The organism is Nocardiopsis sp. ATB16-24, assembly GCF_030271535.1.
GTDB lineage: Bacteria > Actinomycetota > Actinomycetes > Streptosporangiales > Streptosporangiaceae > Nocardiopsis.
The window spans coordinates 163,668-186,604 of the sequence record NZ_JASCXJ010000005.1 but is presented as its reverse complement, the minus strand read 5'-3'; the positions used below and the strand labels follow the sequence as shown (position 1 = coordinate 186,604).

Genomic DNA, 22,937 nt, shown 5'->3' with positions numbered 1-22,937 from the left:
TTCGGATGGGCCTCTCCGGCCTTGGCGGCGCACCCGCCGGCACGGGGAGGGCGGACAAGGAACAAGGTGCGCCCCTGGATGGAGCACACCTTGTTCGACGCCGTTCGATACCTTCCCTCGTCAGTCCCCGGCCGGTTCGAACCAGTAGTCCGCGGCCGTCCCCGTCGGCTCGTCGGCGAAGGCCACGACGACGCGTTCACCGATCGCCAGCCTGCGGACCGCCTCCTCGCGGTCGCTCAGATCCAGGCCCTTGACATAGCCGACCAGCGCGGTGTCCGCGCCGTCGAGCGTGACATAGGCCAGGGCGTAGGGCGGGTCGGGCAGGTTGCGGAACGGCTCGTAGACGACGGTGAACATCTCGATGACGCCCTCGTTGGCCACCTTGACCCAGTCCGTGGTCGGAGTGTGGTCACGGTCCGAGTACGAGCGCGGCGGTACCAGGACCCGGCCCGAGGCGGGGTCACGCCGCCCCCAGATCTCGCCCTTGGCCAGCCCGGCCAGGAAACGGGAGGTCGTCTCCCCCAGGGCGTGGCGATAGCTCAGGTCCCACGTCTGCTCGTAGAAGGCGGGGTCCGTCCCGGATTCGGCCTGCGCGGTCATGCGATCTCCTCAAGGTCAGAACTGAGCACCATGGTCGAATAGAACTGGTGGTCCCCACCGATCGCGCTCGCGACCGCCACACGGGCGTCGGAGACCTGGTGGGCACCTGCGCGGTTGAGAACCTGGTTGGCCGCCTCGGCCACCCGCACCGCTCCGGTCACCGCGATGGCGTTGGTGCACAGCACACCACCGGAGGGGTTGACGATCGTGCCGGGAGCGCCCAAGGCGAACTCGCCCTCGGCCAGGTGCTTGGGCGCCTGCCCCTTCTCGGCCAGGCCCGCGGCCTCGATGACGTGGAGTTCCACACTGGAGAAGGGGGCGTAGACCTCCGCGACGTCGATCTGCGAACGCGGATCGGTGATGCCAGCCTGCCGGTAAGCATGCCAGAACGCCTCTCCCAGGGCATCGGCGTCGGCGTGGTCGGAGACCACCTTGGGGCCGACCCGGTCGCCCATCCAGTAGGTCTCCGTGTTCTGTCCGAGCCCCCGGATCCACGCGGGCCGCAGACCGTGGGCCTTGGCGTAGCGCTCCGACACCAGGACCAGACCCGCCGCCCCGGTCGACGCCGGACACGCGTCGCCCAGCTTGATCGGCCAGGCCAGATCACGGCTCGCCAGGACCTCGTCGACCGTCACGGGCTTGCGCAGGTGGGCGTACGGGTTCAGCGCGGCGTGCGCGCGGTTCTTGACCGAGACCAGCGCCATGTCCCGTTCATCGCTGTCGTACAGGTGCATGTAACGAGCGGCCGACATGGCCAACATGGTGATGGTGTTCAGCGGAACGGGGCGCTCATAGCCCACGTCCCACATCTTGTTGAGCACCGACTGCGCCGAACCCGACTCCGACACCCGGTCCGCGCCGGCCACGAGCACGACGTCGAACATGCCCGAGGCGATGTGCGTCCAGGCCGTGATCACCGCGCTCATCCCGGTGGCACCACCGTTGTTGACCCGCATGAAGGGTTTGCCGGACGCCCCGACCGCCTCCACGCACCAACGCTCACCGTTGCCGACGCCGATCAGCGCGTCGGGGGCCAGGGGGAAGACGAACGCGTCGACTTCGTCGATCGGGATCCCGGCGTCGGCCAGGGCCAGATCGGAGCCCTCACGGACCAACTCGGGGAAGGTCACGTCGGTGCGGGTGGTGACGAATTTCGTCTGTCCCGAACCGAGTACGCCCACTGCTGGAATCTTCGACATCATCGCTCCTGCTCGCCGCTGAACACCATCACCGTCGCGCCCTGTCCCGCGAAACCGTGCAACCCCACGGCCGCGGCGTGGGAGGCCTCTCCCTTGCCGACCGCGTCGAGCGCGGCGAGCATCCGGCCCAGACCCGAGACGTGGGCGGGGGCCGGTCGTTCACGGAGGGAGCCCGAAGGGTTGACCCTGGCCGTGGCGGGCAGGTCCAAGGCCTCGGCCGCCCGCCGCACCGCCGGTTCACTGGCCGCCGCGATCTCGACCACGTCCCACGTCCGCGCTCGGGGTACACCCGAGATCTGTTCGATCTGAGCGAGTGCCTGTCGCAGCGGCGTGTTCTCGGTGAGGTCGCGGCTTCCCATGTCGTACTGGTCCGTCGACCAGCCCGCTCCCCTGATCCACGCGATCGGGCCCTCCGGGCCGACCTGGTCGGCCGTGGCCAGGACCGCCGCGTAGACGGCGTCCGCGTCGGCCGGCAGGTCCTCGGCGCCCAGAGGCCAACTCACCGGATCCTCCACCGGTGCGTCGGGGGTGTACCACCGCGATGCCTGGAGGGAGGCCGCGATGGTGTCGTTCATACCCACCGCGCGCAGGACGAAGGGCTCGGCGCTCACCGACTGCGAGTGCGCCAAGGACACGGACTCGCTCGGCTTGGACCAGCCGATGACCAGGACGTTCGATCCCTGGCCGGAGAGAAGACGCATCCAGCCGTAGACCAGGGCGTGGTCGCCCGAGGAGGCGATCATGGTGACGTCACGGCCCACTCCACCGGCCGGTCCGGCCGAGGGCATGCACGAGATCACCCGACCGTCGATCTGGTCCTGGCCCGACATCACCACGCCTTCGAGGGTGGAGTGGTCGAGCCCGGCCTTTTTCAGGACGGTGGAACTACAGGCGAAGATCATCTCCTCCAGACTCATGTGATCCTCGCGCGGTGCCACTAACTCGTGCGTGGCCAGGACGGCGATCGGGGCCGGTGCGGTTCTCGTGGTCATGGGGCATCACTTTTCGGGTCGATGGGCTGGTCGAGTAGGGCGTAGGCCCGCACGGGACTTCCCGAGGAGCCTTCGATGGGCAGGGGTGCGGCGCTGAAGAACGGCACGTCGAACGGCAGTGCGTCCAGGCCGCGAAGGTTCTCGATCACGTAGATCGGTGGGTCCGCCCGCAGGAAGTTCATGTGCGCGGGAGCACCGGGGACGTGGGGCGCGTCGATGCTCGGCGCGTCGATACCGACACAGCGCACGCCCTGGGCCCTCAGATAGGCGGCCGCGTCCTCGGACAGACCCATCGAATGGCCGTAGTAGCGCCGGGGGTCGGTGTCCAGCACATCGGACCAGCCGGTGTGCAACAGGACGATGTCGCGCAACGCCCGCCCCTGCGGTATCGCACCGACCAGGTCCTCCCGGTCCAACACCACGCGTGGACCGCGGTGGGTTCGAAGGTCCAGGCGACTGGCGGGGCCCACGCAGCGGGTCAGGTCCACACCCGCGGCGTCGGGGCGATCCCGGCCCGCGTGATAGGGCGCGTCGATGTGGGTCCCCGTGTGCCCGGAGATCACCACCTGTTCGTTGACGAACGACACGCGTCCGAAGTCCTCGTTGTCCCCCATCCATCGCTCGGTCATCCGGTGCGTCAACGTGCCGGACAGCACGAGAGGACTCCGCGGATGCATCGGATGATGGGACATCCCTTCCGACAGCGGCAGACTCAAATCGATGACATGTCTCATGCCGTCCCTCCCTCGAACAACGCGGTCAGATCGGAGCGACGCACTTTGCCGGTGCCGGTCCGGGGCAGCTCGTCTTCGGTGGTGGCGAAGAAGTCCACCGGGACCGCGTAGGAGGCGAGCCGCTCGCGGCAGTGGGCCCGCAGACCCTCGACATCGGCCTCGCCGTCCCAGACGATGACGGCGACCGGGAGCTCACCCCGTGAGGCGTCGGGTCTGCCCACCACGTGGGCGTGTCGAACGCCCTGGTATCCCAGGAGGACGTCCTCCACGCTCTGGGGTGAGACGTTGATGCCGCCGACCTTCAACATCTCCTTGAGCCGGCCGGCGTAGACGATCCTCCCGTCGGTCAGATGACCGAGATCCCCGGTGTCGAACCAGCCCTCGTCGGTGAACGCCGCGCGGGTCGCCGACTCGTCGCGGAAGTAGCCCGAGGTGACCCGGCCGCGGACCAGGATCGAGCCCACGGTCCCTGGTTCGACCTCCTCACCGGTCTCCGGTTCGACGATCCTGACCTCGAACCCCGGCAACAGCCCGCCCTGTGTCGTCGAACGCTCCTCCAGCGACGCGTGGGCGTCCGTCACGGCGCAGTTCCCGTAGGTCTCGGTCAGCCCGTACACGTTCGCGATCTGCGGTACGAGCTCCGCCGTCATACGGATGACCTCCGGGGGGCCGATGGTCAGTCCGGTGCGCAGACTGGGAAGCGAGGTCCCCAGACGCTCGCGCGCGTCGAGCAGGGCCCTGGTCATGTGGGCCATGCCGTAGTACACCGAGCACTGTTCGCGATCGATCAGCCGGACGGCCTCGGTCGGGTCGAAGCGCTCCTGGACGACCAGGGCCACCCCGTGCGTCAGCGCCGCCATGAGGGCGTTGGCCGAACCGAAGCTGAAGAACAGGGGGATGCCCAACCAGAGCCGGTCCTCGGGCGTCAGGTGTTGGCGCTCACCGATCTCCCAGCCGTTGTCGATGAGGTCACCGTGGTGCAACATGACGCCCTTGGGCGCGGCGGTGCTCCCGGACGTGTACAGGATCGCCGCGAGGTCGGAGGCACTCGGCCGCCGCTCCGACAGGTCCCGCACCGATGTGGCGGCCAGGTCCCGCCAGGCGACCTCGCCCTTGGCGGGCTCACCGATGACGACCACCTCGCGCACCGAGTCGACCTGTTCGGCCACCGCCCGAAGCACCGGTGCCAGTTCTTTGCCGAACAGGGTCTGGGCGACCACGATCACGCGCGCTTCGGAGTGCTTCAGGACGTAGGCGAAGTCCTGGGGCTTGTACCACGTGCTCAGACCCATGAACACGGCGCCGATGGAGGCGCAGGCCAGATCGGTGATGATCCACTCCGCGGAGTTCGCCCCGACCATCGCCACACGCTCACCATGGCCGACCCCCAGGTCCACCAGACCCGCCGCGACCGCGCGCACCCGCCGGTCGAGTTCGGACCAGGAGAAGCGTTGGTCGCCGCACACCAAAGCCTCTCCGTCGGGCCGCACGCGGGCCTGTTCCGCGACGAGATCCCCGATCGTGCGTGCCCGCGGACGTTCGACTCCGCCGATGTGCCCCTGTGACGTCGTGACGCCACCCTCGCCCGTGCTCATTCTGGCCTTTCTCCCCGCCTTCGAAAGCGATGGATCGATCGTCGCCGGTGCGGCGAGCGGCATCAACGCTTCGTTCCCGTCAGTGGAATCGTGCTCGTTCGGGTCGCACCCAGAAACCGCGATGCTCGACGTCGACCGCGGTTCCCGGCGTTCTACAGCGAACGTGCGATGGTCTCCTTCTGGATTTCGGTGGTCCCCGCGTACAGGCGGTGCAGCCTGCTTCCCTTGTAAAGCTGCGCGATCGGCATCTCGTCCATGAATCCCGAGCCTCCGAACAATTGCAGGGCGTCATCGATGACGCGTCCGGCCATCTCCGGGATCCACACCTTCAACATGGCGCCGTCGCTCATCGTGAAACGGTCGGCCCGGTACTTGCGGATTCCTTCATGAAGAAAGGCTCGACCGACCTCGATCTGGGTCTTCATGTCAGCGAGCACGAACTTCGTGTTCTGGAAGTCGAAGAGCGATTTTCCGAACATCTCGCGGGTCTTGGCGTGTTCGAGGGCCAATTCCATCGCCAGGTCCGCCTCGCCCAAGGCACGGGCCGCCATCTGCAACCGGTCCAGGGCGAAGGTGGACATCATCAGTTCCATCCCGCGCCCTTCGCCGAGCAGGAGGTTCTCGGCCGGCACCCGCACGTCGTCGAAGTACAGTTCGGCGAGGTCATAGGCGGGATAGCCCATCGTCTTCATCCGCACACGTGACAGTCCCGCGGGTTGTCCCTCCACCAGGAACATGCTCACGCCCGCGCCTCGCCGGGTGGGGTCGGTCTTGGCGGCCAGGTAGATCAGCTCGGCCTTGTTCCCGTTGCTGATGAAGGTCTTCGAACCGTTCAGGACGTACTCGTCGCCGTCACGTACCGCGTGCGTGCGCATGGCCAAGGCGTCACTACCGGCTTCCGGCTCGGTGACGGCGAACGCCGGGGTCAGGTCACCGGACATGATCCCCTTGGCCAGGCGGTGTTTGTGCTCCTCGGAGCCACCGCTCATCAACACGTGGGTCGCGCCGGGGTCGGCGGTGATCGAACTGCCGACGATCGCTCCGGCCGGGGACCTGCCCAGTTCGTAGGAGAGCACGACGCCGAACAGCGCCGACATCCCAGGGCCCCCGTACCGTTCGTCGATGTTGGCCCCGAGAACACCCGCCTCACCCGCGCGGCGCCAGAACTCACGCTCCCGGCTCGGATCGTCCACGAACAGGGACGCGACCGGTTCGAGTTCGCGTTGGAGGAAGGTACGGATCACCGCACGCGCGTCCTCCTCTTCTTCGGTGAAGGGTGAGTCCACCACCTCGTTCGACGACATCATGCGCCGCACTCCTTACGTGTCCATGGGGGTGCGGCGCACCGCACCCCCTGCTGTCCGTGGTCGTCCGATGTGGGACGACGGTGTCAGTCGTCCTTCTTCTCCGCGGCCAGGGCTTTCAGTTCCGCCTCTCGGGCCCGGTTGTGCGCGTCGAGCTTCTCCGCCGTGGTGTCACCGAAGATGTCGGTGTACTGCTTGAGCACGTCGGCGGTGGCGAACTCGATGTACTGACGCCCTTCGATCCACAGGCCCTGGAACTTGAACGGCCCATCGAAGTACGCGGTCGGCCAGCCCTCCCGGTCGGCGAGTTCGCGGATCCGCTCGAAGGAAACGGCGGCGCTGCACAGCGCGTGGTTGTAGGAGTACTGCTGCGTTGAGCCCGGAACCTCCTTGATGGTGGCCAGGCCACTCTCGTCCGGGTACTTGCAGGCGTCGATCGGGCCGACCTCGATCATCGTTCCGTGCTCGTCGAACAGGCAGACCCATCGCGCGCCCTCCTCATAGGGCGGGATCGGCGGAACGATGACGCTCCCACCCATGATCTCGGCGAGAACGGCCGCGACCTTGTCGGGATCTTCGGCGTTGAAGGACCAGTGGTGCAGCATGGCTCATTCCTTTCTCAACCGGTTATTCCGGCCTGCTCTCCAGGTGGATGGAGTCGAACATTTCACTGACGATCGGTTCGAGGTCGATCCGACCGGGCTCGAACCACTCACCGAATCCGTTGAAGTCGACCTCGTTCTCGTATCCGAGCTCGCTGACCTTCTCGTCCCATGCGGTGCTCAGGTCCGCGACCTGGGAGAGGAAGTCCTCAGGGTCGTCGAAGGCTTGGGAGGCCTCTTCGAGGAGTTCTTCGTTCACGCTCCCGATGGACTCACGCGCGTCCTCGTCCAGTCCGAAGAACTCTCCTCCGGCCTCCTGGATCTGCTTCGAGGCGTCGGCGGTGATCTCCCAGTTGACGTCGAGGTAGTCGGTCCAGAAGACGTCCATGCGGTCGATCAACAGTTGCTGGGCCACCAGTGGCAAAGACTCCCAGGTGTCGAGACTCATCGCCATGGCGCCCGCCATTCCCGCGAATCCGTTCTGGGGGTCGAGGGACACGTTGGGCGCCACTTCGGCGATCCCCGAGTTGGCGGCGGAGTTGAAACTGGCCAGTGCACAGTCCGCGACGCCGCGCTGAAGGCCTTCGTACAGCTCACTGAAGGCGATGGACACCGGAGAGGCACCGATCTGCTCCAGCTGGGCGACCTGCGAAGCGCCCCCCGCGGCCACGACCGTGTTCTCCAGGTCGCTCAAGGACGTCCTGGCCTCGGTGCAGTACAGGGCCGAGGCACCGGGGAAGTAGAACGGTGCGAGCGGTTTCATGCCGTTGTCCTCGAACTCCCCCAGGATCTGGTCGTTGGAGGCGGCCAGATCGAGGGGCCAGGCGTTCGCGGACAGCGCACCTTCGACGACGCTGGCGTCCGAGGCGACGATGGACTGGACCAGCGCGGTGTTGGCCGGGTACCTCTGGGGGGCGTAGGCGGGGTACACCTGGGCGATGTCCAAACGTCCGTCCGCCAGCGCGGCGTCGGTTTCGGTCGGCTCGGCCACACCGCTCGCGTAGACGACGTCGAAGGTGATCTTGCCTCCGGACCACTCCTCGACCGCCGCGTGGTAGGTCTCGATGTAGCGCCCGCTCAAGCTTCCCTGGGCATTGGGCGACTGAGCGTACAGAACGATGTCGTCCACGTTCTCGAACGCCGCCTGGTATTCCTCCATGCTCGCGCCAAGGGCGACGCCCTCACCCGAGCCTCCGGAACCATCCGCTGCGCTCTCGGCACAACCGGCCAGCAACACAAGGGCGGCCGTCGCGGCCGTGGCCCCCCTCAGTCTTCTTCCTGGTGCCATCGGACTTCCTTTCGGTAACACGTCTCACCGAAGTGCTGGAGCAGCCACTTCTTTCGAGAGTCATCAGGTGGTGAGGTACTTCTGTGGACCGCACCCTGACCACGTCCAAGGCCCCGTGTGCCGCGATCTCGGCGGGAGGAGGTGCGCCCGTCGAGAACCTTCTGCGCGAAATGGGAGGTCGAACGTGTCCTGCTTGGGGTCCAGGCTGCACCTTCGCGACGCGCCCCGAAACGGCGGGTTCCAGGGAGTGAAACGTCCTGGCCACAAGTGCCTTCTCACCTTGTGCCCCGGTGACGGAGCGTCAGCGAACCAGGCACCTACGCGACACCTCGAGCGGTGTGGGAGGCCTCCCGCCCTCGCTCGCACGCCGGTGCGTGAGACCGTCGTCCGGGCGTAGGTCGTGTTTTTTGCATCATTCCGGGCTCGCGTCCACCAGGCCGCCTCTCGCTACGCCTCTGCGCTCGTGAAGCACAACCAGGCTGAACTTCGCACATCGTCTTGCGAGAGATTGCCTGGACGGCCGCTCGCTGACCCGAAAGCCTTCTAAAAAACACTCCCTAGACCACTCCCCACCGGACCTTGTGCGCGAGCACGAACGGCGGGAGGCCCCCGGCGAAGCTCACGGAGCCGTCGACACCCCGCTGTTCACCGACCACGTCTGGCCGGTCACCGTCGAGCCGCCGTCTCCGAGGAGGAACTCGACCATTTTCGCCACATCGTCGGCCACGGACGGGAAGACCATCCTCTTCTGTAGCTTTTCGGCGAACTTGCCTCCCACCGCACCCGGGACCTCCTGCTTGTTCGTGACGATGTCGACCATGTCGAAGTCCGCCAACGGACCGACCGCGACCGTGTTCACGCGGACGCCGTAGCGTCCGACCTCGCGGGAGACGACGCGTGTCATCATCATGAGTCCGGCCGCGGCCCCGCCGAACACCGATTCGTGGGGTGTGGGGACCCGTCCTCCATCGGTGCTGATGTTGACGAAGCGCCCGTATCCGGCGGGAACCATGTGATCGAGGCAGGCCCTCAGCAGATACGCCTTGTTCAGCCAATGAGCGACCACGATGCCGACGAAGTCCTCGGTGGGCGTCTCGGTGAAGAGCTTGAAGGCCTGGCCTTCCTTGCTCCCGCCGGCTCCGCTGGAGACGACGTGATCGAGTCGACCGTGCTCCTCGACGATCCGTTGCGGCAGGGCGACGACCTGTTCGCGATCGAGCAGGTCCGCGACCTGCACGCTCGCGCTGCCCCCCGCCTGGCGAATCTGGTCCGCGACCACGCGTGCGCGTTCCTCCCGGTGGCTGCTCACCACCACGTGCGCGCCGGCCTCGGCAAGGCGGAGCGCGACGGCGCGACCCAGCCCCGAGCTCGCTCCCGTCACCAGTGTTACCGGCCTGTCCTCGGTCGCCATGATCCCGTCCTCATGTACAAGTCGGGCACCGTGACGGCATGCGGATCTCGCTCCACTCGGAACCTTCGATGACCGCGACCGGCTGTCTACGATGCCCTGCTTCGCGCCGCGAAAGGCGCTTTCCGTCAGGTATCAGCGTCCACGCACACCGACCGGCGTTCCAGGCCATGTTCCAGTATTCGGAAGGCTGCTTCCGTCTATGGCTGTTCTGTCCTCGGTCCAATGTCGCGGAGGCCTGATCCGGGCGCGGATCGGGGTAGTGGGCCGGTCTCCAGCGTCAGGGGCCGGATCGCTCCGGACGCCCTCGGCGTGGCCGTCGAGCCCGAGACATCGGCCGGCCACGACCGAGGAACTCCGCGCCCTCGTCCCGGTACCGCCGGTCGTCGAGCGCCGCGACGAGACCACGGGGGAAGATCTTCGACGGCCCTGAGCCGACAGGAAGCACAGGGCCCTACGGTCGAACCTGTCGCGGCACCTCATGAGCATGGGGGTCGTCTCGTTGGACGATCACCTCATCGGACCGAGGCGATCGCTTTCTCCCCGCCGAGTTCGAGCGACAGTCGTCGAGCCGCCGCACGTGCGCATTCGATAACGTGGTCCACGTTATCGGGCTCTTGGTTATTGATGACCGACACACTCAGTGCGGCGACCACTCTGGGACCATTGGCTCGAATCGGAACCGCTACCGATATGACACCCGGGTGGTTCTCCCGGTCGGTCATGGCCCAATCACGATGTCGCACCTCTTCGAGGCGCGACAGAAGAGCCTCAGGGGTGGTGATGGTGTGTTCCGTGTGCTTCGTCCACCGCAGGTTCGCCATCGTGTCCTCGCGCTCCTCAGGAGACATCATCGCGAGGAACAACTGACCTGCGGCAGTGGAGTGAAGATCCCGAGTGGAGCCGAGGCTGATGTCCAACCGCAGTCCACGTTCATGGCACACCCGATGGGCATAGTGCACTGCCCTTTCGTGACTGAATACCAGATAGACGTCTTCTCCGGTCTGCTCCATGAGTTCGGACATGATCGGTTCCGTGGCACCGATGAGCTGATTTTTCTCCACGATCCTGAAGGCCAGAGAAACCAGGGCGGGTCCGGGAGTGTAACGACGTTCCGGAGAAATCTGAACGAGTCCGACTCGGCACATTTCACCTAAGAGCAGGTGCACCGACGACGGCGGTGCGTCGATCTCTCGGGCCAGATCAACGAGACGTTGAGGTTCTTCGCTGTCCACCAAGGCCTCGATGATCCCCGAAATCCGACCTACCGCCCGGTAGTTCGTTCCGCTGGTCATGTCCATCTCCCGAAGATGATCGTCGCACAGGAGTTTTACGGCTACACGATACCCCTGATTCCGACTCCTCCGGCCACGGAATCAAACCGACCGCTGAAATCATTTATTCGACGTGTACCACACGCTTCCAGGAACTTCCTTCAGCTTTGCTTCCAGGACACGTGCCGCTCCACGCAGTGCGTTGATGAAATCGTCATGGCGGGCCGGAAAATCCGCGCAGCACAAGGATAGCGCGGCCACCGAGTAGCCTTCCCAACCCATTACGGGAACCGCGAGTGCCTGCAACTTGCTATCGACCCGCAGACGGGATACGCCCTCCGCCGCGACACGGTCCATTTCGGCTCGAAGACCTGGAGGGCAGTAGACGTTACGCAAGATCCGCTCCCGGACCTCAGGGGCCGCCATTGCCACCAAGGCCCGACCCGACGCGGTCTCCAGCGCACGACGCCTTCCCCCGGGCACCAACGCGTACCGCAACCCCGAACGCCCGGTCACCGCGTTGACGATGAACAGGTCATCGTCCTTGAGCACACTCAGGTGGGCCGCGCACTTGGTCACCGCGTGGAGTTCCGAGACCAGCGGCAGAGCGATATTCCTCAGGTCACGCGGCGAGGACGCGCGCATGCCGAGGTCGTACATCCGAAATCCCAGTCGATATCCGACGCCCACGCGCTCGACGACCCCTTGATCGATGAGCTGCGCGCAGAGCCGATGCAGGCTGCCCTTCGGGAGCCCCGTGCGTTCGGCCAGCCGCGCCAACGACACAGTCGTCGCGTCCTCACCGAGCGCGGCCAAGACCCGAAACGCACGACCGATCACGCTTCGGTCGTCAGGGGCTACCTCCCCGGCCTCACCCGCGGTCCTCTCCAGTGTGTCGAACTCGACCGACATGCCTCACCACTTTCTTCATAATGCTGAAGACACCTTCAGGATACCGAAAGGTGACTCGCCTCACAAGAGTTTGCCGAGGTCAGTGTCCGACAGGACGGGCTCCAGAGGGACGGTGGCCCCGGGAAGAGGGGCCGAGCGGGAAGGGACGAGGGGCCCAGAGGGGCGGTGGCCCCCGGGAGGAAGGGCGGGGGGAGAGACACAAGGAGCCTGGGAGGGAGACGGTGGACCCTGGGAAGAGCAGCCGGGCGGGAAGGGACGAGGGACCCAGAGGGGCGGTGGCCCCCGGGAGGAAGGGCGGGGGAGGAACGAGGGGTCCGGGAGGCGGCCAACGCCCGAGACTGACAGGCGGTTCGACTCCGCCGTACCGACACCGGCACCGAGGACGGAGAGTGCTCGGAGGAGGAGACGGGGGAACGCCGGCCCCGAGGACGAAGAGTGCTCGGGGCCGGTGCGGTGGTCATGGCGGTGCGGTGGTCATGTCCAGGCCATAGGGGATGACCGTAAAGGCGTGCTCCTTCCGCGCTCCCCCTCCTCGCCAGTGCTACTAAGAGCACTGCGAACCATTGAGGACGCTCCCAGCAACACCCTCACCCCGAACAGAACCCCATCCTTCACACCAGCACCACTTCCGGACACCTGAAGCAAGCCGCCACCACCGACGGCCCCTACCGCCCCCACACCCCACCCCTCCCCCGTGATCTTGCTCCCAGCGTCACCGAGAACGCCCGACAGTGACACCCCGAGCAAGATCACCGGGAAAAAGCGCGCCGCCCCGCTCACGGACGCAGCGAGCCGGAAGGAGGGCTCAGCCGGCCACGGAGACGGTGGGACCGCCCTCTCCGTCCACGGACTCGCCCATCTCCTCGGCGATGCGCATGGCCTCCTCGATGAGGGTCTCCACGATCTTGGACTCGGGCACGGTCTTGATGACCTCGCCCTTGACGAAGATCTGGCCCTTGCCGTTGCCCGAGGCCACACCCAGGTCCGCGTCGCGCGCCTCACCGGGGCCGTTGACGACACAGCCCATGACGGCCACGCGGAATCGGGGAGCAGGACTACCAACTCGCCGACGGCGGCCAGGCTCACCAGGCCGGCCGCCCCGGTCCATCCCCACGTGCGTGGGGCTCACCAGTCCTCGGTGTGGGGTTCATGCGCCCATCCCGGTCCATCCCCACGTGCGTGGGGCTCACGCCCACGTCGACGTCGGGGTCGGCAACGGCCACGGTCCATCCCCACGTGCGCGGGGCTCACGCCGTCCACCTCGACCAGGCCCGCCCACCTCGGGGTCCATCCCCACGTGCGTGGGGCTCACAGGTCCCCGGAGGAGAGTCCTTTATCAGGACGCGGTCCATCCCCACGTGCGTGGGGCTCACGCTTAACGACCTGCGGAAACATAGAGCGTTATCTTCCCGCAACTTTATTTTGAGCTTCCTTGCCAAGCCGCTTCACGAAGCAGATGTTACTTAACACCCGAACGTACAACCATGCTCACATCACCTTCGTGAGGAAGCTCTTCGCTCCCCCACCCTGGCCGTCCGCCCGTACTCCAAGACACGTCGTGGTCTGTGAGACGACCTGTTCGGCCGTCTCACAGACCACGGCCCCCGATGGGATGCGCTTCCCTGCCGAACCGGCAGGAGGAAACGCCTATGGTCTTGGTTCGCAGTCACCGCCCGGCACCCGCACCCTGGGCACCCGCGCCCGGGGAGCTTGGCTGTCGACGGCCGCCCCGTTCCCGTGACTCCGACCGGCGTCTCCACCTCCATCCACCAGGCCCCGTCCCAGCGGTGGTACCGGGTGCCCCGGCCCGGCCCACCACATGAGCCTTCAGCCTCCGACCACCGTCCCCCTACCTGCCCCCCGTAGACGGATCCCCCTGCGGTGTCACCGGTACGTGGCGGCGCAGGAAGTCGAGCTGATCGGTGACGACACGTTCGAAACCATCTCCGGCGTAGATGTCGAAGTGCCCGTCGGTGTAGACGGCCACCTCCCCGCGCGGGGCACGTGCGGCGAACCGTCGGGTGGGGACGGCGGGGGCGACCGAGTCGGGGGCGCAGATGGCGAACAGCACCGGGACTCGGATACGGCGGGTGTGGCGTCCGGGTCGGTAACCCAGAATGGCGAAGGCCGCGCGGGCGGCGACCTCGTTGCGAAAGTCGCTGTCGGGCGGGACCAGCCCGAGGTAGCCGGGTTCGGCGTCGGGTGCGGTCATGAGCGCGGCGCCACGAGGCGGCCCGGCGGTGGCGACCATGTACGGCTCCTTGCCCAGGCCGGAGCGCACCAGATCACGGACGGCGGCGGCCATCACCTTGGCGGTGCTGAGCGGGTGGAGGGCGAGCGCGGAGGCGACGCCGTCGGTGAAGGGCGACTGGGCGATCGCGGCGACCAGGCCCCGGGGGTGGTCGGCGGCGGTGGTGATGACGTGGCCGCCGGCGAAGGAGGTACCCCAGGCGATGATCCGGTCGCCGTCGACGTCCTCCATGCGGCGGACGTGGTCCAGGGCGGCGGCCCAGTCCTGAAGTTGCTCGGTCGGGGACAGCAGGTGTCGCGGGTGGCCCTGGCTGTCGCCGAAGTGCCGGTAGTCGAAGGTCAGGCAGGCGTAACCGGCGGCGGTGAAGCGTTCGGCGTAGGCGGCCAGTCCCATCTCCCGGACGGCGCCCAGGCCGTGGGCCATCACGATGACGGGCGGTCTGGGCGCGTCGGGACGCAGGTCGGGGAGGTACAGGGTGGCGGCGCAGCGCAGGCCGCCGCTGTCGAAGGTGATCTCGCGAGAGGTCATACGGCGGCTCCCGGTTCGGCGTTCTCCCTGGCCGCGCGGGCGGAGGCGCTGGCCACCGGGCGGTCCACGGGGGTGCGTCCGGCCGCGCGGCGTGCTCCCCGTCGACGCTCTACCCGTAGGGCGCGCATGTAGTCGTCGAAGTCGACCTGGATGGTGTGCCGTTTGGAGGCGACGTAGCGCTTGGCCTGGTGGCGGCGGTGCGCGTCGATCTCGCGTTCCATCTCCGAGGCGCTCGGCAGACGGTAGACGCCCTGTAGGTGGTCGGCGATCAGTTCGGCCTGGCGTTCGGCGATCGGCATGATCGCGCCCAGGGGTTGGATGAGGCCGACGAAGTACAGCCCCGGTGTGCTGGTGTGGAACATCCGCTTGTAGAGCCGGATCTCGTTGTCGCCGGAGGGGTCGAGGAAGTCGGGGTCGAAGAAGGGGAAGCTGATCTTGTAGCCGGTGCAGAAGACCACGAGGTCGGCTTCGACGCGGCTGCCGTCGGTGAACACCACCTCCTGGCCCTCGAAGCGGTCGATGTTGGGCTTGGGAGTGATCGCTCCGTGGGCCAACCGGTCCAGGATGCGGCTGGACATCGTCGGGTGGGCCTGGGCGAACTTGTGGTCGGGGCGGGGCAGGCCGTAGCGCTCCATCGGGCCGGTCACGGCGCCCATGAGCAGGCGGGCCAGCGGCCAGCGGATCCAGTGGGGCATCCGTTCGTGTCCGGCGATCTGGTCGTAGGGGCGTCCTCCCACGTACTTGGGGATCACGTGGACGCCGCGGCGCGCCGACAGGTAGGTGGCCTCGGCGTGGTAGGAGGCGTCGACCGCGATGTCCATGCCGGAGTTGCCCATGCCGACCACGACGACGCGTTTGCCGGTCAGTTGGGACTCCTCGGTGTAGGAGTGGGAGTGCATCAGTTCGCCGGTGAAGGAGTCCTGGCCGGGGAAGGCGGGTTCGGGCATGCGCGGGTCCCAGTGGTGTCCGTTGGCCACCAGGACCGCGTCGTACCACCGGGTCTCCCCGGTGGAGAGGGTGACCTCGAAGGTTCCGTCGTCCTTGGGGTCGACGTGGGTGACGCCGGTGCGGAACCGGATGCGGTCGGCGAACCCGAAGTGTTCGACGTAGTCGGCGAAGTACTGGGCGACCTGGTCGTGGCGGGCGAAGTCGGGCAGGTGGTCGGGCATGGGGAAGTCGCTGAACTCCATGCGCTGTCGTGAGGTGTTGATGTGCAGTGACCTGTACGCCGCCGACACCCCGTTGCTGTTGCCCCAGACCCAGTTACCGCCGACGCGGTCCGACAGTTCGTAGGCCTCGACGTCGATGCCGCGTTCGGCCAGGACCTTGATCGCCGCGATGCCCGCCGAGCCCGCTCCGATCACGCACACCTTGTATTTTCCGGTGTCCGCCAACACGTGCCTCCCAGAAAGTGACCACTGGTCATATGACCAGTGGTCACACCGTAGGATGTCGGTGGTCGACCGTCAATACCGGTCCGGTACACGAAGGGGAGCGCATGCCGACACCGACCTGGGATCGCCTGCCCGCAGCCAAACGTGACGCGGTGCTCGCGGCGGCCGAGGCCGAGTTCGGTGAGCGGGGGTTCAGCGGGGCCAGCCTCAACACCATCAGCAGGGAGGCCGGCATCTCCAAGGGCAGCCTCTTCCAGTACTTCGTCGACAAGGCGGACATGTACGCCCACCTGGCCGAACTGGCCAGCCTGCGCATCCGCGCGGCCATGGAGGCCGAGGTGGCGCGCCTTCCCGTGGACACCGACTTCTTCGGTTCCTTCGACGCCCTCCTCAAGGCCTGGGTCGGCTACTTCCACGACCATCCCCGGGACCGCGCCCTGACCGCCGCCACCAACCTCGAACCCGACGCGCTGGCCCGCGCGGCCGTGCGGGACACGGTCAACCGCCACTACCTGGAGGTGATCACCCCGCTGGTGGAACTGGCCCACGACTCGGGGCAGCTGCGCGCGGACACCGACCGCGACGCCCTGATCGCCCTCCTGCTGCTGCTCCTGCCGCACTTGGCCCTGGCCCCGCACGTGAACGGCCTCGACCCGGTCCTGGGCCTTCAGGAGGGGGACCGCGACCACGCGACCGTCCAGGCCCGCCGGATGCTGCGTCTCATCCTCGATCCGCACCGGCCGACCCCGAGGTCCCCCACCGCGGACACGACTTCCTGAGCCTCTTCGTCCACGGCCGGCGTCCCCCGAAAGGCCCCTGCCTCCTGCCGCCCCTGCTTCGCGTGCTCCCGAGCGGGGGCCTTCCCCTGACCACGGTCTCCGGGACTTCCACGGTCGTGCCCGGTGGGACCCCGAACACCGAAAGCGCGAAAGGCCCGTGAACCGCTTCGGGGCCCACCCCCCGGACCGTCACGGAAGGGAACCGGGTAACCTCGTCGGGCCAGTCGAACTCCACCTCGTGGAGCAGGGAACCCGGTGAGACTCCGGGACTGACGCGCAGCGGTGAGGGTGACGGGCGAGCACGTCCCGAGATCGTTTCCCGGGACAGCCACTGGAGCACCGCTCCGGGAAGGCGCTCCGCACCGATGGATCCCGAGTCCGAAGACCTGCTGGCACTGGCGGTGACGGGCCGCCAGGTCGTCCACGGGCCCCGCGAACGGGTCCTCGATCCGAAGGACACGCATGTCCCCCACCGGTCCCGCCCTTCCTGTGCGCACTCGACGTGACCGCTGCCCCGGAGTCCTGCGGCCCTGGCCCGCCGAGGACGGACTGTTGGTCCGCCTCCGGCTCGTCGGCGGCCGGCTTCCCGCCCGCTCACTGCGCGCCCTGGCCGCCGTCGCCGACGACCACGGCACCGGCCGCATACACCTCACCGGCCGGGCCAACCTCCAACTACGTTCCCTGCCCGGGTGCGGGGGACGGCTGGCCCCCGAGGTGCTCCACGCCCTCGAACGGACCGGTCTCCTACCCTCGCCCGCCCACGAGCTGGTCCGTAACGTGATGGTCTCCCCGCGTACGGGTCCGATGGGAGGGCGGACCGGAGCCCGGGGCGCCCCGACGCGGGTGGGAGGGCGGGCGAACCTACGACCCGTCGCCGCCGCCCTGGACGAGCTGTTGTGCGCCGATCCCCGCCTCGCCTCCCTCCCCGGACGTTTCCTGTTCGTCCTGGACGACGGACGCGGCGATCTGCTCCGACGCTCCTGCGATCTCGGCCTGGTCGCCCTCGACGAACGTGTCGCCCAGCTCAGAGTCGGAAAGGGATGGGGGCCGCTGATCTCGCTGGACCGCTCCCCTACCGCCCTCGTGGAATTGGCCGAGAAGTTCCTGGACGAGCGCGGCGACGGCCCCGCCGCACCGTGGCACGTCGCCGAACTCCCGTCGCCGCTGACCGACCCGGTACCGCCGGATCCACGGCTGCCGGCTCCCGCCCCGCCCCTGCCGTACGGTCCCCTGCCCGAAGGCGGACGGCACGTCCCCGTACCCGAGGAGGGCCTGGACCGACCGACCGCAGAGGCTCTGGCCGAAGAGGCGTTCGCGGCCGGGACCGGTGAACTGGTCGTCACGCCGTGGCGTGGTGTCCTCGTCCCGGGGGAGGCACGGTGACCGCTCCCCGCCGGCCGAACCGGCACTACGAGTACATCGACGACGGGCCCGCGATCTACGCCGACTCCTTCGCCACCATCCGGCGGGAGGCCCGGCTCGACCACCTGCCCGCCAACGCCGAGAGACTCGTCGTGCGGATGATCCACGGCACCGGCCAGGTCGACCTCGCCGACGACCTGGTGGTCCACCCCGAGCTGGTCCCCGCCGCACGCACCGCCCTCCGGGCCGGTGCGCCGATCCTGTGCGACGCCACCATGGTGGCCGTCGGTGTGACCGCCAGTCGCCTGCCGCGCGACAACCAGGTGCTCTGCCACCTCCGCGACGAGCGGGTGCCCGAGCTCGCCCGGGCATGGGGGACCACACGCACCGCGGCCGCGGTGTCCCTGTGGGAACCGCTGCTGGGCGGCGCGGTGGTCGCCGTCGGCAACGCGCCCACCGCCCTCTTCCACCTGTTGGAGATGCTGATCGACGGGGCTTCGCGCCCGGCCGCGATCATCGGCTGCCCGGTCGGCTTCATCGGCGCCGCCGAGTCCAAGCGGGCCTTGACCGAGCTCGCCGACCGGCACGGCATCGACGTCCCCTACGTGACCGCCCTCGGCCGCCGAGGTGGGTCCGCGATGACCTCCTCGGCGCTCAACGCACTGGCCAAGGAGGAGGAATGACCGGCCGTTTCCACGGCGTCGGCGTCGGCCCGGGCGACCCCGGACTGATCACCCTCAAGGCGGCCCGGCTCATCGCCGAAGCCGACGTCGTCGCCTACCACGCCGGTATCGGCAAAAGGTCCAACGCCCGCCGCATCGCCGCCGACCTGATCCCGGAGTCGGCGACCGAGGAACAGCTCACCTACCCGGTGACCACCGGCACGACCGACCACCCGGGCGGCTACCAGGGCGCCCTGGCCGACTTCTACGAGGAGTCGGCCGCACGGTTGGCCGCCCACCTGGACGCCGGCCGCGACGTGGTCCTGCTCTCCGAGGGCGATCCGCTGTTCTACGGGTCGTACATGTACATGCACGACCGGCTCTCCGGACGGTACCGGACGCAGATCGTCCCCGGGGTCCCGGCGTTCGGCGCCGCGGCGGCGGCCGTGGCGGATCCCCTGGCCCGGCAGACCGACGTGCTCACCGTGCTGCCCGGCACCCTGCCCGAACCGGAGTTGGCCCGTCGTCTGGCGGACACCGACGCGGCCGTGATCATGAAGCTGGGGCGGACCTTCCCGTCCGTGTACCGCGCCCTGGAGGCGGCCGGTCGGTTGGAGCACGCGGTGTACGTGGAACGCGCCTCCATGGAGGAGGAACGCCGGCTGCCGGTGTCGGAGGTCGACCCTCGGACGGTGCCCTACTTCTCCCTGGTGCTGGTCAACGGTGACAGCCGCAACGGCACACGGTCCCGACGGCGGGGCGAGACACAGCCGAAGGATCCGACTCCGGCCGAACCGGCGGCGGAACTGCTGGTGGTCGGCCTGGGACCGGGTCCCGACCGCTGGCTCACCTCCGAAGTCTCCACGGCGCTGTCGGAGGTGGACCACGTGGTGGGTTACGCCCCCTATCTGGCCCGGGTCGCGCAACGCCCCGGGCTCACCCGGCACACCTCCGGCAACACCGTCGAACTCGACCGTGCCCGGCACGCCCTGGACCTGGCCCTGCGGGGCGAGAGGGTGGCGGTGGTCTCCGGCGGGGACGCGGGTGTCTTCGGCATGGCCACCGCCGTGTTCGAGGCGGCCGAGGACCCCCGGTACCGGGACGTGCCGGTGCGGGTGTTGCCGGGTGTCAGCGCCGTCCAGGCGGTCGCGGCCCGGGCCGGTGCCCCCATCGGGGGCGACTTCGCGGTGATGAGTCTCTCCGACCGTCTCAAACCGTGGGAGGTGATCGAGCGGCGACTGCGCGCCGTCGCCGAGGCCGACATGGTGCTGGCCGTCTACAACCCGGCCTCCCGGACCCGCACCGAGCAGGTCGCCGCCGCCCGCCGGATCCTGCTGGAGCATCGTGACCCCGACACGGTGACCGTCCTCGGGCGGGACATCGGCCGAGAGGGGGAGTCCCTGACGGTCACCACCCTCGGTGAACTCGACCCCACGGCCGTCGACATGCGTTGCCTGCTGATCGTCGGCGCGTCCGGGACCCGCCTCTCCCCCACCGGTCGTGTCTGGACCCCGCGGTGGGTGAGACCGTGACCGTGCACTTCGTGGGAGCGGGACCCGGTGCCGCCGACCTACTGACGGTCCGCGCCACGCGGATGCTCGCCGAGGCCGACGTGGTGCTGTATCCGGGCACGTACCTGGACCCGGCGGTGCTCGCCCACTGCGCGGCCGACGCCGAACTGGTGGACACCCAGGGCCTGGACCTGGACCGCATCACCGCCCGCCTGGTGGCCGCGCACGCCGCGGGCCGGGACGTCGTACGGCTCACCTCGGGTGATCCGTCGCTGTACTCGGCGCTGACCGAGCAGACCCGCCGACTCGACGCACACGGCGTCCCGTGGGACGTCACACCCGGTGTGCCCGCGTACGCGGCCGCGTCGGCCCTGGTGGGGCGGGAGCTGACCGTTCCGTTGGTGGCCCAGTCCGTCGTGTTGACCCGGACCCGGGTCCGCTCGACCGCGATGCCCGAGACCGAGTCGTTGGAGGCGTTCGCCGCGACCCGGGCCACGTTGGTGCTGCATCTGGCGGTCACCCGGACACGGGAACTGATGGCGCGGATCGAACCCGAGTACGGTGCCCGGTGCCCGGTCGTGGTGGTCCACCGGGCCTCCCAGCCGGGGCAGGCGGTGCTGCGCGGCACGGTCTCCAGCATCGCCGACGCGGTGGAGGAGGCGGGTTTCCGGCAGGCCGCGGTGATCCTCGTGGGGTGGGCGCTGGCCCCGGAGTCGGGCGGTGAGTCCTACCTCTACGACCCGTCCCGTCCCCGGGTCAGTGGTCCACCCTCAGGAACCACTGGGTGACCGTGCGGGCGGGCGTCCAGCCGGTGAAGGTACCCAGAGGCGCGGCGGTCTCGACGGCGATGCGGGTCAGTTCGCCTCCATGGCGCCGGTAGGCGTCCGCGAGCAGGTGTTCGGTCTCCAGCGTCACTCCGTGCACCAGGAGTCGTCCGCCCGGCCCCAGTGCCTCCAGGCAGGCGTCGAGCACGCCCGGTCGGGTCGCGCCGCCACCGACGAACACCGCGTCGGGGGCGGGCAGCCCGGCCAGGGCGTCCGGTGCGCGGCCGGTGACCACGCGCAATCCGGGGACGCCGAGGCGGCCCGCGTTGCGGCCGATGCGTTCGGCCCGTTCGGCGTGCGCCTCCACCGCCGTGGCGGTGCAGGTGGGATGGGCCCGCATCCACTCGATGCCGACCGACCCCGAGCCGGCGCCCACGTCCCACAGGTGCCGCCCCGGCGAGGGGGCCAGACGGGCCAACGCCGAGGCGCGCAGGTCCCTCTTGGTCAACTGACCGTCGTGTTCGAAGGCGTCGTCGGCCAGCCCGGGGACCGCTCCGTTCCCTGGAGGACCGGACAGTTCCAGGGCCAGTACGTGCAGCGCGGGCACCTCCTGGGGAGGGGCCACAGGCCAGTCGTCCGCCGTGGTCTGCGACCTCGACTCGGAGTCCGAGCCCAGGTCGCCCAGCACGGTCATACGGCTGGCTCCGTAGCCGGCGCCGGCCAGCAGGGCCGCGACCGTCTGGGGCGTGTGCCTGTCCGAGGAGAGCACCAGGACGCGGTGACCGGGTGCCAGGTGCGGCAGGAGCAGGCGGGGGTCGCGTCCGACCAGACCCACCACCGTGCACCGTTCGGCGGGCCAGCCCATCCGTGCGCGGGCCAGGGCCACCGAGGAGACCGCCGGTTCCACCCGTACGGCGTCCGCGCCCAGCAGGTCGATCAGGGTGGTGCCGATCCCTGAGACGAGCGGGTCGCCGGAGGCCAGGGCCACCGTGGGAACGCCTTCGAGGGAGGCGAGCAGCGCCGGCAACCCCTCCCTCAAGGGTGAGGGCCAGGTCTGGCGGCGCTGCCCCGGCAGGTCCGGCAGCATGGTCAGGTGCCTGCGTCCGCCCACCACCGCGCCCGCGTCGAGGACGATCCGACGCAGTCGCTCCGACAGACCGGCCCAGCCGTCGGCACCGATGCCGACGACGGTGACCGTCGAGGGTGCCCCGACGCCCCGCGAAGCGGCCCCCGGGCGGTGGTGGGTGACGGAAACAGGAACCGCGCCGGAGGCGTCCGTTGAGGGTGCCCCGACGCCCCGCGAAGCGGCTCCCGGGCGGTGGTGGGTGACGGAAACAGGAACCGCGCCGGAGGCGTCCGTTGAGGGTGCCCCGACATCCCGCGAAGCGGCTCCCGGGCGGTGGTGGGTGACGGAAACAGGAACCGCGCCGGAGGCGTCCGTTGAGGGTGCCCCGACATCCCGCGAAGCGGCTCCCGGGCGGTGGTGGGTGGCGGGTGGGCGGTGGTCCTTCATGGCCTCGGCTGTGTCGTCCTCGGTGGGCGGGCCCCGGCGTGAGCCGTGGGCGGGGGTCCAAGCTATCGTGTCGGGCACAGGCACGAGGTGCCCCAACGGCCCAGCCATCGGAAACGGTGGGGACGGTCGGCGGGGAGAATCTGGGAAGCCCGGTGAGATTCCGGCACAGGCCCGCTGCGGTGAACCGAGCCTCCGTCAGGAGGACCCGGCAAGTCCGAAGACCGGCCTCGCGCCCGCCCCTTACGGATGGCGAAACGAGCGGGAG

The 22,937-nt window shown here is 68.8% G+C and carries 18 protein-coding genes, 2 pseudogenes, 1 CRISPR repeat array and 2 riboswitches; of the genes and pseudogenes, 5 read left to right on the top strand and 15 right to left on the bottom strand.

Features of this window, described 5'->3' with window-relative positions; translation table 11 throughout:
* Positions 1-120 precede the first annotated feature (120 nt).
* From PFX91_RS08385 to PFX91_RS08320, 14 genes and pseudogenes are all read right to left on the bottom strand, one after another.
* Entirely contained in the window at positions 121-600 is a 480-nt protein-coding gene (locus tag PFX91_RS08385; protein ID WP_285730648.1) for a Zn-ribbon domain-containing OB-fold protein, read from the bottom strand.
* Complete coding sequence (locus PFX91_RS08380; protein WP_285730646.1) at positions 597-1,802, bottom strand: thiolase family protein; 1,206 nt, start codon at positions 1,800-1,802, stop codon at positions 597-599. The genes PFX91_RS08385 and PFX91_RS08380 overlap by 4 nt, the downstream gene beginning before the upstream one ends.
* Positions 1,799-2,791 (bottom strand): thiolase family protein, encoded by a 993-nt coding sequence (locus PFX91_RS08375; protein ID WP_285730645.1) that lies wholly within the window; start codon positions 2,789-2,791, stop codon positions 1,799-1,801. The genes PFX91_RS08380 and PFX91_RS08375 overlap by 4 nt, the downstream gene beginning before the upstream one ends.
* Positions 2,788-3,525, bottom strand: a complete 738-nt coding sequence (locus PFX91_RS08370) for a cyclase family protein (RefSeq protein ID WP_285730644.1) — start codon at positions 3,523-3,525, stop codon at positions 2,788-2,790. Before PFX91_RS08370 ends, PFX91_RS08375 begins: the two co-directional genes overlap by 4 nt.
* Positions 3,522-5,120, bottom strand: coding sequence for a class I adenylate-forming enzyme family protein (locus PFX91_RS08365; protein WP_285730643.1), 1,599 nt, complete (start codon positions 5,118-5,120; stop codon positions 3,522-3,524). Before PFX91_RS08365 ends, PFX91_RS08370 begins: the two co-directional genes overlap by 4 nt.
* A 152-nt stretch (positions 5,121-5,272) precedes the next feature.
* The gene (locus PFX91_RS08360) at positions 5,273-6,427 is read right to left on the bottom strand and encodes an acyl-CoA dehydrogenase family protein (RefSeq protein WP_285730642.1); all 1,155 of its coding nucleotides are present in this window, start codon (positions 6,425-6,427) and stop codon (positions 5,273-5,275) included.
* Between the two features lie 83 nt (positions 6,428-6,510).
* A complete protein-coding gene (locus tag PFX91_RS08355; protein ID WP_285730640.1) occupies positions 6,511-7,029 on the bottom strand; it encodes a hypothetical protein in 519 nt (172 codons plus the stop codon).
* Between the two features lie 22 nt (positions 7,030-7,051).
* Positions 7,052-8,314 carry a TRAP transporter substrate-binding protein DctP gene (gene dctP / locus PFX91_RS08350; protein WP_285730639.1) on the bottom strand — a complete coding sequence of 421 codons (1,263 nt, stop codon included), beginning with the start codon at positions 8,312-8,314 and terminating at the stop codon, positions 7,052-7,054.
* 619 nt (positions 8,315-8,933) lie between these two features.
* Positions 8,934-9,725 (bottom strand): SDR family NAD(P)-dependent oxidoreductase, encoded by a 792-nt coding sequence (locus PFX91_RS08345; protein ID WP_285730638.1) that lies wholly within the window; start codon positions 9,723-9,725, stop codon positions 8,934-8,936.
* Between the two features lie 512 nt (positions 9,726-10,237).
* Positions 10,238-11,023, bottom strand: a complete 786-nt coding sequence (locus tag PFX91_RS08340) for an IclR family transcriptional regulator (RefSeq protein WP_285730637.1) — start codon at positions 11,021-11,023, stop codon at positions 10,238-10,240.
* Positions 11,024-11,116: 93 nt separating this feature from the next.
* Complete coding sequence (locus PFX91_RS08335; RefSeq protein ID WP_285730636.1) at positions 11,117-11,908, bottom strand: IclR family transcriptional regulator; 792 nt, start codon at positions 11,906-11,908, stop codon at positions 11,117-11,119.
* Positions 11,909-12,713: 805 nt separating this feature from the next.
* Positions 12,714-12,947 (bottom strand): annotated as a pseudogene (locus tag PFX91_RS08330) (flavodoxin-dependent (E)-4-hydroxy-3-methylbut-2-enyl-diphosphate synthase); the annotation flags it as partial.
* Positions 12,948-13,009: 62 nt separating this feature from the next.
* Positions 13,010-13,281: a CRISPR direct-repeat array (repeat unit 28 nt; unit sequence GGTCCATCCCCACGTGCGTGGGGCTCAC).
* A 476-nt stretch (positions 13,282-13,757) separates the two neighbouring features.
* Entirely contained in the window at positions 13,758-14,687 is a 930-nt protein-coding gene (locus tag PFX91_RS08325; RefSeq protein ID WP_285730635.1) for an alpha/beta hydrolase, read from the bottom strand.
* Positions 14,684-16,081: a flavin-containing monooxygenase gene (locus tag PFX91_RS08320; protein ID WP_285730633.1), complete on the bottom strand. Its 1,398-nt coding sequence runs from the start codon at positions 16,079-16,081 to the stop codon at positions 14,684-14,686. Before PFX91_RS08320 ends, PFX91_RS08325 begins: the two co-directional genes overlap by 4 nt.
* 104 nt (positions 16,082-16,185) lie before the next feature.
* Here PFX91_RS08320 and PFX91_RS08315 point away from each other — a divergent pair, with 104 nt between their 5' ends.
* The 5 genes from PFX91_RS08315 to PFX91_RS08295 all read left to right on the top strand — a co-directional run bounded on the left by PFX91_RS08315 (position 16,186) and on the right by PFX91_RS08295 (position 21,183).
* Positions 16,186-16,860, top strand: coding sequence for a TetR/AcrR family transcriptional regulator (locus PFX91_RS08315; protein WP_285730632.1), 675 nt, complete (start codon positions 16,186-16,188; stop codon positions 16,858-16,860).
* A 205-nt stretch (positions 16,861-17,065) separates the two neighbouring features.
* A riboswitch (cobalamin riboswitch) is annotated at positions 17,066-17,268 on the top strand.
* A 54-nt stretch (positions 17,269-17,322) separates the two neighbouring features.
* Entirely contained in the window at positions 17,323-18,243 is a 921-nt protein-coding gene (locus PFX91_RS08310; RefSeq protein ID WP_285730630.1) for a ferredoxin-like domain-containing protein, read from the top strand.
* Complete coding sequence (locus tag PFX91_RS08305; protein ID WP_285730629.1) at positions 18,240-18,905, top strand: precorrin-8X methylmutase; 666 nt, start codon at positions 18,240-18,242, stop codon at positions 18,903-18,905. The genes PFX91_RS08310 and PFX91_RS08305 overlap by 4 nt, the downstream gene beginning before the upstream one ends.
* Positions 18,902-20,416 (top strand): precorrin-2 C(20)-methyltransferase, encoded by a 1,515-nt coding sequence (locus tag PFX91_RS08300; RefSeq protein ID WP_285730628.1) that lies wholly within the window; start codon positions 18,902-18,904, stop codon positions 20,414-20,416. Before PFX91_RS08305 ends, PFX91_RS08300 begins: the two co-directional genes overlap by 4 nt.
* Positions 20,401-21,183 carry a cobalt-precorrin-4/precorrin-4 C(11)-methyltransferase gene (locus PFX91_RS08295; protein WP_285730627.1) on the top strand — a complete coding sequence of 261 codons (783 nt, stop codon included), beginning with the start codon at positions 20,401-20,403 and terminating at the stop codon, positions 21,181-21,183. The genes PFX91_RS08300 and PFX91_RS08295 overlap by 16 nt, the downstream gene beginning before the upstream one ends.
* Here PFX91_RS08295 and cbiE read toward each other — a convergent pair.
* A pseudogene (gene cbiE / locus PFX91_RS08290) lies at positions 21,152-22,354 on the bottom strand (precorrin-6y C5,15-methyltransferase (decarboxylating) subunit CbiE); the annotation flags it as partial. The gene PFX91_RS08295 and the pseudogene cbiE sit on opposite strands and share 32 nt — an antisense overlap.
* A gap of 424 nt (positions 22,355-22,778) precedes the next feature.
* Positions 22,779-22,915, top strand: a riboswitch (cobalamin riboswitch).
* Positions 22,916-22,937 lie beyond the last annotated feature (22 nt).